At 63.4% G+C, this 16,096-nt stretch carries 12 protein-coding genes; 10 read left to right on the forward strand and 2 right to left on the reverse strand.

Annotated features, from left to right (window positions below; all coding sequences use genetic code 11):
• Positions 1-231 precede the first annotated feature (231 nt).
• The gene (locus HV773_RS29445; RefSeq protein WP_129562901.1) at positions 232-1,425 is read right to left on the reverse strand and encodes a M20 aminoacylase family protein; all 1,194 of its coding nucleotides are present in this window, start codon (positions 1,423-1,425) and stop codon (positions 232-234) included.
• 175 nt (positions 1,426-1,600) lie between these two features.
• Between HV773_RS29445 and HV773_RS29450 the strand changes: the two genes are divergently transcribed.
• Entirely contained in the window at positions 1,601-3,679 is a 2,079-nt protein-coding gene (locus HV773_RS29450; protein ID WP_129562900.1) for a molybdopterin-containing oxidoreductase family protein, read from the forward strand.
• Positions 3,680-3,824: 145 nt separating this feature from the next.
• Positions 3,825-5,501, forward strand: a complete 1,677-nt coding sequence (locus HV773_RS29455) for a long-chain fatty acid--CoA ligase (protein ID WP_129562899.1) — start codon at positions 3,825-3,827, stop codon at positions 5,499-5,501.
• Positions 5,502-5,649: 148 nt separating this feature from the next.
• Here the strand turns inward: HV773_RS29455 and HV773_RS29460 are convergent, their stop codons facing one another.
• The gene (locus HV773_RS29460; RefSeq protein ID WP_129562898.1) at positions 5,650-6,828 is read right to left on the reverse strand and encodes a porin; all 1,179 of its coding nucleotides are present in this window, start codon (positions 6,826-6,828) and stop codon (positions 5,650-5,652) included.
• Positions 6,829-7,164: 336 nt separating this feature from the next.
• Between HV773_RS29460 and coq7 the strand changes: the two genes are divergently transcribed.
• The 8 genes from coq7 to mraY all read left to right on the forward strand — a co-directional run bounded on the left by coq7 (position 7,165) and on the right by mraY (position 16,060).
• The gene (coq7, locus tag HV773_RS29465) at positions 7,165-7,839 is read left to right on the forward strand and encodes a 2-polyprenyl-3-methyl-6-methoxy-1,4-benzoquinone monooxygenase (protein WP_129562897.1); all 675 of its coding nucleotides are present in this window, start codon (positions 7,165-7,167) and stop codon (positions 7,837-7,839) included.
• A 388-nt stretch (positions 7,840-8,227) separates the two neighbouring features.
• The gene (mraZ, locus tag HV773_RS29470) at positions 8,228-8,656 is read left to right on the forward strand and encodes a division/cell wall cluster transcriptional repressor MraZ (RefSeq protein ID WP_129562896.1); all 429 of its coding nucleotides are present in this window, start codon (positions 8,228-8,230) and stop codon (positions 8,654-8,656) included.
• Between the two features lie 17 nt (positions 8,657-8,673).
• Complete coding sequence (gene rsmH / locus HV773_RS29475) at positions 8,674-9,627, forward strand: 16S rRNA (cytosine(1402)-N(4))-methyltransferase RsmH (protein ID WP_129562895.1); 954 nt, start codon at positions 8,674-8,676, stop codon at positions 9,625-9,627.
• The gene (gene ftsL, locus HV773_RS29480) at positions 9,624-9,986 is read left to right on the forward strand and encodes a cell division protein FtsL (RefSeq protein WP_028220099.1); all 363 of its coding nucleotides are present in this window, start codon (positions 9,624-9,626) and stop codon (positions 9,984-9,986) included. Before rsmH ends, ftsL begins: the two co-directional genes overlap by 4 nt.
• Positions 9,983-11,875 (forward strand): peptidoglycan D,D-transpeptidase FtsI family protein, encoded by a 1,893-nt coding sequence (locus HV773_RS29485; protein WP_129562894.1) that lies wholly within the window; start codon positions 9,983-9,985, stop codon positions 11,873-11,875. The genes ftsL and HV773_RS29485 overlap by 4 nt, the downstream gene beginning before the upstream one ends.
• Positions 11,872-13,437 carry a UDP-N-acetylmuramoyl-L-alanyl-D-glutamate--2,6-diaminopimelate ligase gene (locus HV773_RS29490; RefSeq protein WP_129562893.1) on the forward strand — a complete coding sequence of 522 codons (1,566 nt, stop codon included), beginning with the start codon at positions 11,872-11,874 and terminating at the stop codon, positions 13,435-13,437. Before HV773_RS29485 ends, HV773_RS29490 begins: the two co-directional genes overlap by 4 nt.
• Positions 13,434-14,870, forward strand: a complete 1,437-nt coding sequence (locus tag HV773_RS29495) for a UDP-N-acetylmuramoyl-tripeptide--D-alanyl-D-alanine ligase (protein WP_129562892.1) — start codon at positions 13,434-13,436, stop codon at positions 14,868-14,870. The genes HV773_RS29490 and HV773_RS29495 overlap by 4 nt, the downstream gene beginning before the upstream one ends.
• A 20-nt stretch (positions 14,871-14,890) precedes the next feature.
• Complete coding sequence (gene mraY, locus HV773_RS29500; RefSeq protein WP_129562891.1) at positions 14,891-16,060, forward strand: phospho-N-acetylmuramoyl-pentapeptide-transferase; 1,170 nt, start codon at positions 14,891-14,893, stop codon at positions 16,058-16,060.
• The last annotated feature ends 36 nt before the right edge of the window (positions 16,061-16,096 follow it).

Here is a 16,096-nt window from a genome sequence, read left to right on the forward strand (position 1 = left end):
GGACCGTGAAACAGCTCCACGCCGATGATAGTGCGGATTGCCCGTGTGAAAGTAGGTAATCGTCAGGCTCCCTATGCAGTACGTCCAGAACCCCGGTGGCTCCGAAAGAGCACCGGGGTTCTGGCGTTTACGCGCGTGGGAAATGCAAAGCCAAATCTGTAAGCCCAAAGCGAAAAAGCCGATCTGTAAATCACACAGATCGGCTTTTTCGTTAGAAGCCGCAGCCAATCTCTACTTCTTGGCCAAAAATTTCATTGCCAGGTGCACCCAGTACGATGCGCCAACCGGCAGCAACTGATCGTTGAAGTCATAGCTGGCGTTGTGCAGCATGCACGGTCCCGCGCCGTGGCCGGACTCGCGGTGCCCGCCGTCACCGTTGCCGAGGAACGCGTAGCAGCCCGGCTTCTCAAGCAACATGAACGAGAAGTCCTCGGCGCCCATGGTCGGCTCGATGCTGTCGTTGACACGATCGGCGCCCACGACTTCCTTCATTACCTGCGCGGCGAATTGGGCCTCCGCACTGCTGTTCACCGTCGGTGGGTAGTTGCGGTGGAACGTGATATCGACAGAACATTCGTAAGCCTCCGCCGTACTCTCCGCTATTTTGCGCAGACGCGTCTCGATAAGATCGAGCGTTTCCGTCGTGAAGGTACGTGCGGTTCCCGCAATCCACGCCGTGTTTGGCACCACATTCACGGCGTCGCCGGCGTGAATCTGCGTAATCGACAGAACTGCCGTATCGATCGGCTTCTTGTTGCGTGTGATGATGCTTTGCAGTCCATTGGCAATTTGCACTGCAGTGAAAACCGGATCGCGTCCATTGTGCGGCAGCGCAGCATGCGATCCCACGCCTTTGATTTCGATGCGAAACTCGTTGCTCGACGCCATGATCGGCCCTTCGGTCACGCCGAAGTATCCTTCCGGTATGCCCGGCCAGTTGTGAATGCCGAACACGGCGTCCACGGGGAAGCGTGTGAACAGCCCATCGTCGATCATGGCTTTCGCTCCGGCGCCGCCTTCTTCCGCGGGCTGGAAGATGAACACGATGGTGCCATCGAATTGACCGTGCTTCGCGAGATGCTGCGCCGCGCCGAGCAGCATCGCCGTATGGCCGTCGTGGCCGCAAGCATGCATCTTCCCTTCGTTATGAGAGCGATGTTCGAATGTGTTCAGCTCCTGAATGGGCAGTGCATCCATATCGGCGCGCAGCCCGATGGATCGTGTGCCGCTGCCCCGTTTGAGCACGCCGACAACGCCCGTTTTGCCCAGCCCCCGATGCACCTCGATGCCCCATTCGGCGAGCTTCGATGCAACCAGCTCGGCAGTTTGGGTTTCTTCGTAGCGCAGTTCCGGGTGGGCGTGGATCGCTCGTCGTAAGCCCTGGATTTCGCCTTGGGCGGCCTGGATTTCCGGGATCAGTTTCATGGCGGACAGTGCTCGGGGAAGTGGGCGCCCGCGCTCTTGATCCGAGGCAGGCCTGGACGAACTATTCTACGCCGAACCTTTTTTTTCGCGGCAACCGCTTGGGCGTGAGCCGGCTCTGTGCGCTGGACATAATAAAATCTCGGTATCGACATCACCTCTTATCGACGGATTCCTCATGAACGCCCGAGCCGAATTTGCCCGCGCAGTCTGTCCCCACGACTGCCCCGACACCTGCGCGATGCGCGTGACCGTCGAAAACGGCAAGGCCATCAAGGTGAGCGGCGACCCTGATCATCCGCCGACGCAAGGTGTGCTCTGCACGAAAGTGACCCGTTACGCCGAGCGCGTGCATCACCCAAAACGCCTCACGCAACCGATGAAGCGAATCGGCCGCAAAGGCGAAGGGCGTTTCGAGCCGATCAGTTGGGATGAGGCATGCGCGATCGCGGCCGCACGCCTTGGCGAAATTGCGCAGCGCGCGCCCGAAGCGATCCTGCCGTATAGCTACGCCGGCACGATGGGGCTCGTGCAGGGAGACAGCATTGCGCAGCGCTTTTTCCACAGGCTCGGCGCGTCGCGGCTCGACCGCGCGATCTGTGCAGCGGCGGGCGCAGCGGGTCTGCGCTACACGTATGGATCGAGCCTCGGCATGCTCACCGAGCATTTCGCCGAGAGCGAAGTGATCCTGATCTGGGGCGCGAATCCGATCGCCTCGAACCTGCACTTCTGGACGCGCGCGCAGGAAGCCAAGCGCAATGGCGCGAAGCTGATCGCGATCGACCCGTACCGTTCGCTCACGGCGGAGAAGTGCCACCAGCACATCGCGCTGAAGCCCGGCACCGATGGCGCGCTCGCGCTCGGCATGATGCACGTGCTGATCACGGAAGACGGCCTCGATCACGACTACATCGCGGCGCATACGCACGGCTTCGAGCAACTGAAGGCGCGCGCGCTCACTTATACGCCTGCGCGTGTCGCGCAGATCTGCGGCATCGAGGAGCAGATCGTCATCGATCTCGCGCGCCTCTACGCTTCGACGCGCAAGGCGGCGATTCGCATGAACTATGGTCTCCAGCGCGTGCGTGGCGGCGGCAACGCGGTGCGCGCGATCGCGTGCTTGCCGGCGCTGACCGGCGCATGGCGCGAGCGGGCGGGAGGCGTGCTCCTTTCATCGTCGGGTTGGGCGCCGGTCGACGGAAACGCGCTGCAGCGTCCCGATCTGATTCCTGGCTGGCCTAAGCATCAGCCGCGCATCGTCAACATGAACCAGGTCGGCGACGCGCTTACGCACGCGGGCGACGCCGCGTTCGGCCCGAAGGTCGAAGCGATCGTCGTGTATAACTCGAACCCGGTGGCGGTCGCGCCGGAGTCTGCGAAAGTAGCGGCGGGCTTTGCGCGCGAAGATCTGTTCACGATCGTGCTCGAACAATTCCAGACCGACACCGCCGACTATGCCGACTTGCTGCTGCCCGCCACGACCCAGCTCGAGCACCTCGACGTTCACAAGTCCTACGGCCATACGTACGTGATGGCCAATCTGCCTGCTATCGCCCCGGTGGGCGAGGCGCGTCCGAACACCGAGATCTTCCGCTCGATTGCGCGCGCAATGGGCCTGAACGAACCAGCGCTTTTCGAGAGCGACGAGGAAGTGGCCGCGCGTGCGTTCGACTGGAGCGATCCCGTACTTGCCGGCGCCGATTGGGCGAGGCTCAAGCAGGATGGTTGGATAAAGCTGAATATTGCCGATGCCCCATTTGCCAACGGCGGCTTCCGCACGCCCACGGGCAAGTGCGAGTTCTACAGCGAGACGCTCGCGAAGGCTGGCCTTGAGCCGGTACCCGACTACCTGCCGCCGCACGAATCGGCGGACGGTGCGCCCGAGTTGGCCGCGCGCTATCCGCTGGCGATGATCTCGCCGCCCGCGCGAAACTTCCTCAACAGCACCTTTGTGAATGTCGAAAGCCTGCGGGCGACCGAAGGCGAGCCACATCTCGATCTCCATCCCACCGATGCCGCACGGCGTAATATCGCCGACGGCGACCAGGTGCGCGTCTTCAACGACCGCGGGTCGATGCAAGTGCGAGCTCGTGTTTCCGATCGCGCGCGCGAAGGCCTCGTGGTGGGCCTGTCGATCTGGTGGAAGAAGCTTGCACCGGACGGCCGCAACGCGAACGAAGTGACGAGCCAGGCACTCACAGATCTGGGTGGCTCGGCTACGTTTTATGACTGCCTCGTGGAAGTCGAACGCGCGTAAGCCCTAAAAATCACCGCTTAAAAAAGCGCTCGCAGCAGTTCGAGGGGGCTTTCTAACTCGCTGATTCGAGGAAGAAAAACGCCTCTTGCATGCTACGATCAGCGTTTTAGCACGACCATTCGAAAAATTCAGGAGGAGACGCCGCATGGATAAAGTCTGGCTGAAATCGTACCCACCCGGCGTACCCGCTGAAATCGACGCGAGCCAATATGCGTCCATCACGGCGCTGCTCGCGGAGAGCTTCGATGCTAACCGCTCGAAGCCCGCGTTCGCGTGCATGGGCAAGTCCATCACGTACGGCCAGCTCGACGAACTTTCGAAGCGGCTCGCGGCATGGTTTCAGTCGCGTGGCATCGCGCCCGGCGCGCGCATCGCGATCATGATGCCGAATGTGTTGCAGTACCCGGTTGCGCTGGCCGCGATTCTGCGCGCGGGTTATGTCGTCGTGAACGTGAATCCTCTCTACACGCCGCGCGAGCTCGAACATCAGCTCAAGGACAGCGGTGCCGAAGCCATCATCCTCCTCGAGAATTTCGCTGTCACGCTGCAGGCAGTCATTACGCGGACGCGCGTGAAGCACATCGTGGTGGCGTCGATGGGCGATCTGCTCGGTGCGGCGAAGGGTTTCATCGTGAACTACGTCGTGCGCAACGTGAAGAAGATGGTGCCGGCCTGGAGCCTGCCGGGTCACGTGAGCTTCAACGACGCGCTCTCGGCCGGCGCGCGCCTCACCTTCAAGCCTGTCGAGCAGAAGCCCGAAGACATCGCGTTCCTCCAGTACACGGGCGGCACGACCGGTGTGTCGAAAGGCGCAACGCTGCTGCATCGCAACCTCGTCGCGAACGTGCTGCAATCGGCGGCTTGGACCGAGCCCGCACTTGCGCGCCTGCCCGCCGGCACCCAGCCGGTGACGGTCGCGGCACTGCCGCTTTATCACGTGTTCGCGCTTACCGTCTGCGGCCTGCTGACGATGCGCACGGGCGGCCTGGCCATACTGATCCCGAATCCTCGCGACATCGCTGGGATGATCAAGGATCTGCAGGGCTATTCGATCACGACCTTTCCTGCGGTCAACACGCTCTACAACGCGATCCTCAATCATCCCGATTTCGACAAGCTCGACTTCTCGCATCTGCTGGTGGCCAACGGCGGTGGCATGGCGGTGCAGGAGGCAGTGGCGAAGCGCTGGTACGAGCGCACGCATACGCCAATCGTCGAAGGCTATGGCCTTTCGGAAACCTCGCCCTGCGTGACCTGCAACCCGACCAACGCGACTGAGTACACGGGTACGATCGGCTTGCCGATGCCGTCGACCGAAATCTCGATTCGCGACGACGACGGCAACGAGTTGTCCATTGGCCAAGCGGGCGAGATCTGCATTCGCGGCCCGCAGGTGATGGCGGGTTACTGGCAGCGCCCGGAAGAGACGGCCAAAGTGATGACCGCCGATGGCTTCTTCAAGTCTGGCGACGTGGGGGTGATGAGCGACCGCGGTTACGTGAAGCTCGTCGACCGCAAGAAGGACATGATTCTCGTCTCGGGCTTCAACGTCTATCCGAACGAAATCGAAGATGTGGTCGCGAAGCTGCCCGGCGTGTTCGAAGTGGCGGCCGTGGGCGTGCCCGACGCGAATTCGGGCGAGGCGGTGAAGCTCTATATCGTGAAGAAGGATCCGGCGCTCACCGACAAGGAAGTCTTCGAGTACTGCAAGGCGCAACTGACCGGATACAAGCGGCCGAAAGCCATCGAGTTCCGCACCGACCTGCCTAAGAGCAACGTCGGCAAGATTCTGCGGCGCGAGTTGCGCGACGCGAGCGCGTAATTCCTCTGCCGTCAAATAGGCACTGAAGGCCTGCCCGAAAGGGCGGGCCTTTTTATTTTGGCGCCGGCAAGGAGGCGTGCTGGGTCCAGGTCGCACCCAAGAAAAAAGGCGCCCGCAGGCGCCTTAGAGACTGAAACGGCTGTTCTTATTAGAACTTGTGACGGATACCGATGCGAGCCTGGAACTGGTTGCCGTTGCTCGACGGGACGATGGGGCCGTTGAGCGCCGCAACAGCGGCGGCGCCCGTCGAGTCGGTGCCTGTCGCGTGCTGATACACACCGATCAGGTAGACGTCCGTGCGCTTCGACAGGAAATAGTCCGTGCCGAGCGAGTACTGGAAGTACTTCGCACCGCTTTGGCTCGTGCCGTTTGCCAGCGTGACGCTCTGGCCGTCCGTGAAGTCGAACGCGAAGCCAGCCAACAGAGCCGGCGTGAACTGGTACTTGAAGTTCGCTTCGACGTTGTTGAAGAAGACGTTCGAACCGGTCTCGTATCTCGTCTGGCCGGTCGTGCCGAGGTTCCGGAAGCTGATGTTCGAGTACGTCAGGCCGAAGGTCGCCGCGCCGAACGTGTATGCGCCGCCTGCGCCGATGACCTGATAGGTGTTGGCCGTTGCGAAGCCGCCGTACACCGGGGTGGACGCGGTCGTCAGCGGCGACGAGGACGGGCCGTTGTTGAACAGGCCGCCGAAGGCGTTCGGCGTGCGCGCATTCAGGTAACCAATGCCGAGGGCGAGAGGGCCATTGTTATAGCCAGCACCCAGCGACCAGATCTGGTTCCCCGTGAAGTTGCCCGCCTGGCCACCGAAGCTGTAAGTGCCGCCGAACGTCAGGCCAGCGTAGTTCACGCTCGTGAACTTGACCGTGTTGTTCGTACGGTAGGCGTTGTTGAAGTTGTCCAGGTCTTGCGGGTGAGCCGCGAGGTAGCCGCCCCACTGGTCGCCGGCTTCCAGCGGACCGACGTAGTCGACGACGGAGTCGTACTGGCGACCAAAAGTGACCGTGCCGAACTGCGAGCTGGACAGGCCGACATAAGCCTGACGGCCGAACATCAGGCCGCCCTGGCCGAGCTTGCCGTTGTTCACGTCGAAGCCGTTTTCGAGCACGAAGACCGCTTTCAGGCCACCGCCGAGGTCTTCAGCACCACGCAGACCGAAGCGGCTGCCTTGCATCACGCCGCTCGACAGGTTGTACAGATGCTTGCCGCCCGTGTTCGTGTTGATGTTGAAACCTTCATCGATGATGCCGTACAGCGTGACGCTGCTCTGAGCGTGCGCAACGCCCGCAAACGCGCCCAGCGCAGCGAGCGCGAGAAGCGACTTCTTCATTGAATGATCTCCAGTGTTGTTTTACGACTTTAATGCGTCTTGTCAGCGAGGCCGATTTATTGTCTAGCGCGGGCCTGGCCATCCAACTTCGCGAGAAGTTGCCCGGTAATGTAACAAACCGTTTATGCGCGACAAAGGAAAAGCCTGGCCGCCCGTAAGTACCTGTTTCGTTTACACAACATGGTCTAAAATATGCGCCTGAAATCGGCTCTGCCCCGGATTGACGACGCGAGGCGAGTTCCTGTAGTGATTTCAAACGTCCGGTCGGTCGGGTTTTGCGCGCTTTCGTTTTGCGGCAGGGCGCAGTGGTTTGCGGTAGATATGAAGGGAGGTTGGATGACGTTTGACGAATTGATCACCGAGTTCGATCGAGGCCTGCGCTCGATCACCGGAGTGTCGCGCATGTCGCGGCCCATGCCGCAGCCGTCAGCCGTTGCTGCCGAACTCCCGGCGGTCGCCGAGGAGTTGGCTGCGTCGTCCGAAGTGTCCGGCGAACTCACGCCTGCCGAGCGTGCTCACGCGGCGGGACTCATGCGCGTGAATCACGTGGGTGAAGTGTGCGCCCAGGCGCTTTATCAAGCGCAAAAGCTTTCCGCGCGCTCTCCCACGCTCAAGGCTGCGTTCGACCAGGCGGCGCGCGAAGAAGAAGACCATCTCGCGTGGACGGCTCGGCGTCTCGAAGCGCTCGACTCGCGCCCGAGCCTGCTCAATCCGCTCTGGTACGCAGGAGCGCTGGCCATCGGCCTCGCGGCCGGCCGTCTTGGCGACAAGGTCAGCCTTGGCTTCATGGCGGAAACCGAGCGCCAGGTGGAGCATCATCTCGACAGTCACCTCGATGCGCTGCCGCCCGCCGACCTCGAGTCGCGCGCGATCGTCGAGCAAATGCGCGCCGACGAGATCGCCCATGCGAAATCGGCTACAGATTTGGGTGGCGTTGATTTGCCGCTGCCGGTGCGCTCGCTGATGCGCGTGGCATCGAAAATCATGACCCGCACGGCCTACTACGTTTGATATGCTTCAACGGGCCGGCTTCCTGGCCGGCCCGTACAAGTCCCGGATTTTTACCGCTTTCTCTCGCCCGAATTAATCCCCGCCAAGTCCCCGCACCATCGTGGTTTTCTCCGCGCATTTCACGTATCACCTTCACAACCGTCGTTAGCTCATTCATTCATAACGGTTTTTGGTTTTTCGTCCGACTTGAACAAGCGCCGCTAAGTCCTTGTTCTAGCGGATAAATTTCGTCAAAAATCGCGCCACCCACCTTGACCCTCGTAGGTCGTTCCTCTAAAGTGGGAGACAGTGTGAGAAAGTGTATTTTCGTGTGATTTCAGAAGCGCATTCGGGTAAATTTCCTGAGATTTAGACGGGCGGCGATAGGCGCCGCGCGAGGGGGAGCAAATTGTTCCAGGGGGCGTCGGCGCTGACACTCGATGCGAAAGGGCGGATGTCGATTCCGTCGCGCTATCGGGATGCGCTGCAACAACAGGCAGAAGGCCGGGTGACGATCACCAAGCACCCGGACGGCTGCCTGTTGCTATTTCCGCGCCCCGAATGGGAGGTGTTCCGCGCGAAAGTCGCGGCGTTGCCGATGGACGCGCACTGGTGGCGCCGCATTTTTCTCGGCAATGCCTCCGACGTCGATCTCGATAGCGCGGGCCGCGTGCTCGTCTCGCCTGAATTACGTCTGGCAGCAGGAATGGAAAGGGAAGTCATGCTGCTCGGCATGGGTAGTCATTTTGAGTTGTGGGATGCGCAGACCTACGCCGCCAAGGAACAGGCGGCGATGGCTCAGGGCATGCCTGACGCCTTGAAAAATTTCACGTTCTGATCGCGGTTTAAAACGCTATGGCATCTGCGATGGGACAGGGATTGCAGCATCGCACGGTGCTGCTCGATGAAGCGGTCGATGCGCTCGTGACGCGCGCGGACGGCGTCTATGTGGACGGCACGTTCGGGCGCGGCGGCCATAGTCGCGCGATTCTCGGCCGGCTTTCCGAAGCCGGCCGCCTGATTGCGTTCGACAAGGATCCGCTCGCGATCGCCACGGCTGAACAAGTGGGCGACGCGCGTTTCTCGATCGTGCATGAGAGTTTTGCTTCACTGCGCGACGCCATGGCGGCGCGCGGGGTAGGGCGTGTGTCGGGTGTGTTGTTGGACCTGGGCGTGTCGTCGCCGCAAATCGACGACCCGGAGCGGGGTTTCAGCTTCCGCGCCAATGGTCCGCTCGACATGCGGATGGACCCGACGCGCGGCGAGTCCGCTGCTGATTGGCTCGCGCGGGCCACGTTGCAGGAACTGACGGAGGTGATTCGAGATTATGGGGAAGAACGGTTTGCTTTTCAGATTGCAAAGGCGCTTGTTGCTCGCAGGGCAGAGTCCGACCGTCTCGGGCCTCTCGACAGCACGGGCGAGCTTGCCCAAATCGTGGCTAACGCCGTCAAAACCCGTGAGAAGGGTAAGGACCCGGCAACCCGCACCTTTCAGGCTATACGGATTCACGTCAATCAAGAGCTTGCGGAGCTGCAAGTCGTTCTAGAAGCAGCCATGTCGTTGCTGGAGCAGGGGGGGCGGCTCGTGGTCATCAGCTTTCATTCGCTGGAAGACCGTATCGTGAAGCGGTTCATGCAGGCGCATGCCACGGCGCCTGCGGTCGATCGCCGTTTGCCGATTCGTGCCGTCGACCTGCCCAGCCCGCCCTTGAAGCTGATCGGGCGCGTGTTCGCGAGCGACGAGGAAGTCGCCGCCAACCCGCGTGCCCGCTCGGCCGTGATGCGCACTGCGGAGCGCGTCACGCCATGAACCGTCTGAACATTTTCCTGCTGATCGTCGTGATGGGGTGCGCGCTGTCGGTCGTCAACGCCACCAATCAGCAGCGTCAGATGTTTTTCCAGTTGCAACGCGCGCAGTCGCAGGAGCGGCAGCTTCAGCAGGACTATGCGCAGCTTCAATATCAGCAGAGCGCGTTGTCGCGGACGTCGCGCGTCGAACAAATCGCTACCGATTCGCTCAAGATGCAGCCCGTGACGACCGGACGCACGCAATATCTGACACTCGCTCCGGGCGCGGCCAGCGCCGCGGACGCGCCGGTGCCCACGTCCGCGCCGGCCCAGGGCGCGGCCGCCACTGCCACGAAGGGCCGCCGTGGGGGTACGCGATGAAAAAAGGCAATAACCGCAAGAGCGTCGCCTTTACCCCGAACCCCATTCTCTCGGTGCGCCTGCCGATGTGGCGCTCGAAGTTCGTCGTGTTCATGCTGTTCATGGCGTTCGTCGCGCTTGCTGCGCGGGCGTTCTGGATTCAGGGGCCCGGCAACGCGTTCTATCAGAAGCAGGGCGAGAGCCGCTATCAGCGCACGATCGAGCTGCCCGCCACACGCGGCCAGATTCTCGACCGCAATGGCCTCGTGCTCGCCACGAGCCTGCCCGTGCGCGCGATCTGGGCGATTCCCGAAGACGTGCCCGACGATCTCGGCGCCGACAAGCTCACGCAGCTCGGCGCGCTGCTGAACATGTCCACCAAGGAGCTGCGCAGCAAGCTCTCGGTGGACAAAACCTTCGTCTATGTGAAGCGCCAGGTGCCGATCGACGTCGCGCAGAAGGTGGTGGCGCTCGACATTCCCGGTATCTATCAGCGCAACGAGTACAAGCGCTTTTATCCCGAAGGCCAAGTCACGGCTCACCTGATCGGCTTCACCAACGTCGAAGATGAAGGTCAGGAAGGCATCGAGCTCTCCGACCAGAAAATTCTCGCGGGCACGTCCGGGATTCGTCACGTCATCAAGGACCGTGTGGGCCATATCGTCGAGGACGTGGACGAGACGGTCGTGCCGCATAACGGACAGGACGTCGAACTGTCGATCGACAGCAAGATTCAGTACATCGCCTATTCGAACCTGAAGGCGGCGGTGGAGAAGTTCAAGGCCAAGGCCGGCGCGGCGATGGTGGTGGACGTGCGCACGGGCGAAGTGCTCGCGCTTGTGAACTATCCCACCTACAACCCGAACGACCGCTCGCACCTCACGGGCGAGCAGTTGCGCAACCGCATCCTGACCGACGTGTTCGAGCCGGGCTCGATCATGAAGCCGTTCACGGTCTCGCTGGCCCTGGATTTGCATCGCGTCTCGCCGACTACACTGGTGGATACGGGCGGAGGCCACTTCACGCTCGACGGCGCGACCATCACTGACGATGCCGCGTTCGGCGTGCTGACCGTGGGCGGCGTGATCCAGAAGTCGAGCAACATCGGCGCGACCAAGATCGCGATGACGCTCAAGCCCGAAGAGATGTGGAACATGTACACCAGCATCGGTCTCGGGCAGGCGCCGAAGGTCGGGTTCCCCGGCGCGGCGGCGGGTCGTCTGCGTCCGTGGAAAAGCTGGCGCCGTATCGAGCAGGCAACCATGTCGTATGGCTATGGCCTTTCGGTCTCGCTGTTCCAGCTTGCGCGCGCGTACACGGCCATTGCGCACGACGGCCAGATCCTGCCGGTGACGATCTTCCGCCACCCCGGCGACGACCAGCCCGTGGTGGGCACGCAGGTTTTCGCGCCCACTACGGCGCGCGAAGTGCGCACGATGCTTGAGAGCGTGGTGTCGAAAGACGGCACCTCGCCGGACGCGGCGGTGCCTGGTTACCGCGTGGGCGGCAAGTCCGGCACGGCGTACAAGCACGGCCCGCATGGCTATGACCGTTCGAAGTACCGCGCGTCGTTCGTCGGCATGGCGCCGATGCCGAATCCGCGCATCGTCGTTGCGGTGTCGGTGGATGAGCCGACGGCCGGCAGCCACTTCGGCGGCGCGGTCTCGGGCCCGGTGTTCTCGGGCATCGTCGGCGACACGCTGCGCACGCTCAACGTGCCGCCCGACATGCCGGTCAAGCAACTCGTGGTCTCCGACGACAGCGCTTCGGCGCCTGCTGTCGCCAATGCGCCGTCCGCGCCTGCCGCTACCGTGAAGCACGCCGCGGTGCCGGCAAGCAAGAGCCCCGTCGGCGCCCGTCATATGACCGTCGCCGACAACGCGAAAAACCGTCCCGGAGTCGTCCGATGAGCGCCACGCGCACCCAGCATCCCGCGCACAGGCAGATCGCGGACGCGCTCGCGTGGCTGCGCGCGCGCGTGGCGCCCGAAGCCAACCTGCACGCCGACACGCGCTCGCTCCAGGCGGGCGACGTGTTTCTCGCCTATGCCGTGGAAGGCGCCGACAACCGCTCGCATATCGAAAGCGCCCTCGCGCGCGGCGCGGCGGCGATTGTCTATCAGCCGGAAGGCTATGCGGGTTCGTTCGACGCTGCGCAGGCGCAAAACGCGCTCGCCGTGCCGCAGCTCGACGTGCTTGCGGGCGAGATCGCGAGTGGCTGGTACGGCAACCCGAGCGACGCCATGCTCGTGGTCGGCGTGACCGGCACGAACGGCAAGACTTCATGCAGCCAGTGGGTTGCCTCGGCGCTTACGGCGATCGGCCAGAAGTGCGCCATCGTCGGCACGCTCGGCAGCGGCTTTCCGGGCCAGCTCGTGCATACCGGCTTCACGACGCCCGACGCCGCGCAGTTGCAGCGCTCGCTCGCGCAACTGCGTAAGGAAGGCGCGCAGGCCGTGGCGATGGAAGTCTCGTCGCACGCGCTGCACCAGGGCCGTGTGAACGGCACCTCGTTCAACATCGCGATCTTCACGAATCTCACGCAGGACCACCTCGATTACCACCATACCTTCGAAGCCTACGAGGCAGCGAAGGCGCGCCTGTTTACGTGGCCGGGCCTGCACGCTGCGGTGATCAACGCCGACGACGCGGCAGGCCAGCGCCTGCTGGCGGCCACGCGCGGCAAGCAACGCTCGATTGCCTACGGTGTAGCGACGACTGCCGCCGACCTGAGCGCCGCCGATGCCTGGCTGCGCGCGGCCGACGTGCGCGCGACCGCCACGGGCACGGCGTTCCATCTGGAAACGTCGGACTGGGGCGAAGCGAACGTCGAGGTGCAGACGCTCGGTCTCTTCAATGTGAGCAACCTGCTGGGCGTGCTCGGCGCGCTGCTCGCGGCGAATGTGCCGCTCGTCGCCGCGCTCAACGAAATCGCGAAGCTGCAGCCGGTGAATGGCCGCATGGAGCGTCTGGGCGGGCGCGCGGATCACGATGAGCCGCTCGTCGTGATCGATTACGCGCACACGCCCGATGCGCTCGAAAAGACGCTCGACGCGCTGCGCCCGATGGCGGCGGCGCGCGGCGGCCAACTCGTCTGTATGTTCGGCTGCGGCGGCGACCGCGACGCCACCAAGCGTCCGCTGATGGGCGCGATCGCCGAGCGTCTGGCCGACCAGGTCGTTGTTACGAGCGACAACCCGCGCAGCGAATCACCGGCGTCGATCATCGACCAGATCGCGGCCGGCATGCGTGAGCCCGTAAAGGCGCGCCGCATCGAGGACCGCGCGAGCGCGATCCTGCAGGCGGTGCGCGGGGCGGCGAAGGAAGACGTCGTCGTGCTGGCCGGCAAGGGGCACGAGGCAACTCAGGAAATCATGGGCAAGAAGCGCGCGTTCTCGGATCAGGACCACGCGCGGCTTGCTCTCGCAGCCCGCCCGACTTCGGATCGGCATGGGCGCGGAGGCGGTGAATGACCATGCTTACCCTGCGCGAAGCAGCGGCGCTGATTCCCGGCGCGAGCGTTCTCGGCGACGAGAACGCAACGTTCGAGCGTATCGCAACCGACAGCCGCACGGCTGGCCCCGGCGATCTCTTCGTTGCGCTCAAGGGCGACCGTTTCGACGCGCATGACTTTCTGTCCGAAGTGGCGGGCCGTCATGTGAGCGCGGCGCTCGTGTCGCGCAGCCCTGGCGACTGGCGCATGCCGGCGCTGCGCGTGGACGACACGCGTACGGCGCTCGGCGCGCTTGCACTCGGCTGGCGCCGTCGTTTCGCGATGCCGCTCGTCGCGGTCACGGGCAGCAACGGCAAGACCACGGTCAAGGAGATGATCGCGTCGATCTTCGCTGCGGCCGTGGGCGAAGACGCACGGCTCGCGACCGCGGGCAATTTGAACAACGACATCGGCGTGCCGCTCACGCTGTTGCGCCTTAATGCTGCGCACAAGCTGGCGGTGGTCGAACTCGGCATGAATCATCCGAACGAGACGGAGCTGCTCGCGAAGTTCGCCGAGCCCACCGTCGCGGTCGTGAACAACGCACAGCGCGAGCACCAGGAATTCATGGCGACGGTCGAAGCCGTCGCGCTCGAGCACGCGAGTGTGATCCACGCGCTCAAGCCCGAAGGCACGGCAGTGTTTCCCGCTGACGACGCCTATGCGGGCATCTGGCGCGTGGCGGCCACGGGCTCGAAGGTGCTCGACTTCGCACTGCATACGGACGAGCGTGCGGTTGAGGCGGCAGTGACGGGCAAGCATGTGGCCAGTGCAAACAACAGCGCCAGCGCAAACCGGCTCGCGATCGCCACGCCTGAAGGCCAGTTCGAAGTGGAGCTGCAGGTGCTCGGCGCGCACAACGCGCACAACGCACTCGCGGCCACTGCTGCGGCGCTTGCGGCTGGTGTTTCGCTCGACGCGATCCGCCGTGGCCTTGAAGCGTTTCAACCCGTGAAGGGCCGCTTGCAGGTCAAATGTGCAGCGCTTGGGGAACTCGCGGGCGCGCTGGTGATCGATGACACCTACAACGCGAACCCTGACTCCGTGCGTGCGGCCGTGGATGTGCTGGCCTCGCATGCGTCGCCGCGCGTACTGGTGCTCGGCGACATGGGCGAAGTCGGCGAAGACGGTCCTGCGTTCCACCGCGAAGTGGGCGCATACGCGAAGGAGCGCGGCATCGACGCGCTCTATACGCTCGGCGAAGCCGCGCGCGACAGCTCGGCGGCATTCGGCGCGAACGCGCTGCACGCCGCTGGTGTCCCCGAGCTGGTTCGCGCCCTTGCCGGCGCCGGTTACGGCGCGGGTGCAACGATCCTCGTGAAAGGCTCGCGCTTCATGCAGATGGAGCGCGTGGTGGCCGCCCTCACGAACCCGCAACTTTCCGCACCGGACGCGGCGTCCGGCGCGCACTGAAATTCGAAGGAAAACAAGGCATGCTACTGGCGCTGGCGCAATGGCTGCAGAATGACGCAAGCTTCTTGCGCGTGTTCAGTTATCTGACGTTCCGTGCGGTGATGGCCACCATCACCGCGATGGCGATCGGGCTTTTCCTCGGCCCGTGGGTCATCCGTAAGCTCACCGAAATGAAGGTCGGCCAGGCGGTGCGCACGGACGGCCCGCAGACCCACCTCGTGAAGTCGGGCACGCCCACCATGGGCGGCGTGCTCATCCTGCTGGGCATCGCCGTGGCCACGCTGCTGTGGGGCGATCTCACGAACCGCTTCATCTGGATCGTGATGCTCGTGACCTTCGGCTTCGGCGCGATCGGCTGGGTCGACGACTATCGCAAGGTCGTCTACAAGGACCCGCGCGGCATGTCCTCGCGCGAGAAGTACTTCTGGCAGTCGGTGATCGGCCTGTTCGCCGCGGTGTATCTCGCGTTCAGCGTGTCCGAGGCGAGCAACGTGCGCGTGTTCGACCTCTTCATGGCCTGGGTGCGCAGCGGCCTCTCGATGGGCCTACCCGCGCGCGCGGACCTCTTGCTGCCGTTCCTCAAGTCGATCAGCTATCCGCTCGGCGTGTGGGGCTTCATCGCGCTCACGTATTTCGTGATCGTCGGCGCGAGCAACGCCGTGAACCTCACCGATGGCCTCGACGGCCTCGTGATCATGCCGGTCGTGCTCGTGGGCGCGTCGCTCGGCGTGTTCGCCTACGTGATGGGCAGTTCGGTCTACTCGAAATATCTGCTGTTCCCGCACATTCCCGGCGCGGGCGAACTGCTGATTTTCTGCTCGGCGATGGGCGGGGCAGGGCTCGCCTTCCTCTGGTTTAACACGTATCCGGCGCAGGTGTTCATGGGCGACGTGGGCGCGCTCGCGCTCGGCGGCGCGCTCGGCACCATCGCGGTGATCGTGCGCCAGGAAATCGTGCTCTTCATCATGGGCGGCATTTTCGTGGCCGAAACGCTTTCCGTGATGCTGCAGGTCACCTGGTTCAAGTACACGAAGAAACGTTATGGCGAAGGGCGCCGCATCTTCAAGATGGCGCCGCTGCATCACCATTTCGAGCTGTCCGGCTGGAAAGAGACGCAGGTGGTCGTGCGCTTCTGGGTCATCACGCTGATGCTGTGCCTGATCGGCCTGTCGACTTTGAAGCTGCGTTGATCGGCACTCCATCAAGGTAAGAAAGGGAAGCAAGCG

The sequence above is a fragment of the Paraburkholderia caffeinitolerans genome, from assembly GCF_902859945.1.
Classification (GTDB): Bacteria; Pseudomonadota; Gammaproteobacteria; order Burkholderiales; family Burkholderiaceae; genus Paraburkholderia; species Paraburkholderia caffeinitolerans.